The sequence below is a fragment of the Variovorax sp. P4_D9 genome (assembly GCF_056401695.1).
In genome coordinates this window covers 1-2,107 of the sequence record NZ_JBFUIU010001192.1, presented here as the reverse complement: position 1 = coordinate 2,107, position 2,107 = coordinate 1, and the positions used below count along the sequence as shown (strand labels likewise).

General features: G+C 60.9%; 3 protein-coding genes. All 3 read left to right on the top strand.

All coding sequences use genetic code 11. The annotated features are described in order from the left end of the window. Positions 1-482: hypothetical protein (locus AC1DY5_RS52840; RefSeq protein WP_478122220.1), on the top strand; the 482-nt coding region annotated here is incomplete at its 5' end. A 582-nt stretch (positions 483-1,064) separates the two neighbouring features. Further along, positions 1,065-1,403, top strand: a complete 339-nt coding sequence (locus tag AC1DY5_RS52835; protein ID WP_478122219.1) for a hypothetical protein — start codon at positions 1,065-1,067, stop codon at positions 1,401-1,403. A 170-nt stretch (positions 1,404-1,573) separates the two neighbouring features. Beyond that, complete coding sequence (locus tag AC1DY5_RS52830) at positions 1,574-2,023, top strand: Rha family transcriptional regulator (RefSeq protein ID WP_478122218.1); 450 nt, start codon at positions 1,574-1,576, stop codon at positions 2,021-2,023. The last annotated feature ends 84 nt before the right edge of the window (positions 2,024-2,107 follow it).

Below are 2,107 nucleotides of genomic sequence, written 5' to 3'. Positions count from 1 at the left end.
TTGCGTGTCTAAAGTTCGATCCATCAGCGGCCCCAAATCAGTCTGGCGATGGGGTGACATATCGCATCGAATCGTCATCTGCGAAGCCCTATGCGACCGTTTCTCTTAGTTTTTCCGGAGGCTTGACCGCTTCAACGTCAAAGGCCGGCACAGCTGCGCCTGACATTACTGAACTCTATCGGAACTATCCAAATGGCAACCTGAACCTAATTTTTTTGACAATACATCATCAGCAGTTCAACCCCGACAGCACGTACAAGGGAAATTTTCAATTCGCGTGGCGATCGTCTGACAGCCTGGGCCCCAATTCATTGCTTTTTGTGGACCCCAGCGGAGGGCTCTCATACTCTCAGCCACTCAATGTGAATGCCGAACAATCTGGCGATTTCAATGTCATCGAGCTGGATAAGAGCTCCGCGAGCACGCTTCAGCTCGTTGGGACGTTCCTTGCGACCAGCATAAAGGCAGTGAAGAACTGCTAGTCCGCCGTCCGGCAGATTCAGTCGGTCCTCAACTTGATGAGGTGGCCGAGGCCCAAACGGGACGTCCGCACCCGACTTGCGCTGGGCATTGAACTTAGCGCGGCAGTTGGCGACCCCTTGTAGGGTTCGCCTGATTCCCGAGCACCGGGAACACTCTCGGCCATGGCATCGATCTCCACGGGCATGAAGCCCACCCCCGCAAAGAAGAGCACCAAGCCCGCAGTCTCACCCAAGGCCGCGGGCTTTTCCGCGCGCACGGTCGACTGGGAAGCGATCGAGCTGGACTACCGAGCAGGCGTCAAGACCCTGCGGCAGATGGCCGAAGAACACGCCATCTCTCACACCCTCATCAACAAGCGCGCCAAGCGAGAMGASTGGGTYCGCGACCTCCAATCCAAGATYCAGGCACGYGCCGAATCRCTGGTTTCCAAGTCKCTGGTTTCCAACRAGGTAACCACGGAAACCMRGSTTGCSGAAAAGCAGATCATCGAGGCCGGCGCCCAGGCRCTCGTTACTGTTCGCCTCTCCCACCGCAAGGACATYCACCGCAGCCGCACGATCCTGATGCGCCTSATGGAYGAGATGGAGCTGCARGTYGGCCCCGAGAACGCCGCCCTGCTGGAAGAGCTGGGCGAACTGCTGCGCGCTCCCGATTCCAACGGCCAGGACCGCCTGAACGACCTCTACCAGAAGATGATCAGCCTCCCTGGACGCGCCAAGACCATGAAGGACATGGGCGAGACGCTGCGGGTTCTGGTTGGCCTGGAGCGTCAGGCTTTCGGGCTGGACGGCGCCGAGAACGACCCGGACGCACCAGGAGCAGGCAAGGTCCTCACGGACGCCGAGCGCGCCGTGCGCCTCTCCCGCTTCATCAATGGCAACCCGGCAGCGCTGGCAGCCATTTCCGCGCTGACCAAGTGAAGGTGTGCCGTGCTCGTCCCGTCCGCCTCCGTCACCATCCACAACGCCACGCTGACCACGGACTCGCGCCGGGTGGCGAAGCACTTCAAGCGCTTGCACAAGAACATCCTCCGGGCCTACGACGACCTTAGCTGCAGCGACGACTTTCGTCGGCCAATTCTGAGCCGACGATGGCAGAGGTGGTCGGCCCGAAGGGGGCCACCCGCCTCGAACGCATCGTCCACATGTCCAAGGTCGGCTTCATGTTTCTGGTCATGGGTTTCACCGGCAAGGAGGCCGCCCGTGTCAAAGAAGCCTGCATCCTCGCGTTCAACGCGATGGCTGAGCAGTTGCAGCTCGTGGAGCGCGCCGGCTTCCCCTCCTATTGGAAGCAGAGACTCGAGCTGGAGAAGCGCGACCAAAACTCATTCTCCTGGGCTTCGTTTGGATCTCGCAAAATGCTCGATCGTCGCAGGACGTTGCCCGGCATCCGCACCGAGCGGGCGCGTCTGGAAGCCGCGATGCACCAGCCGCTGCCCGGCGTCGAGGGGCCGAAGGGTCTCTCTAACGCACATGCGCTCCGGGCCGTGCCGCACAGCCGGCGCGCAAGCAACGACTCCAAGAGCAAGCGCTCGGCTTGAACCTCCCCCAAGGGCCGAATCGCTGGTTTCCAAGGCCGTGGTTTCCACCGAGGACGCAGTTTGATCGAAGCGAGGGCCCATGTC

Coding starts and splice junctions, on each gene's coding strand:
- AC1DY5_RS52830 (WP_478122218.1), top strand. CDS start 1,574: ATGGCAGAGGTGGTCGGCCCGAAGGGGGCCACCCGCCTCGAACGCATC.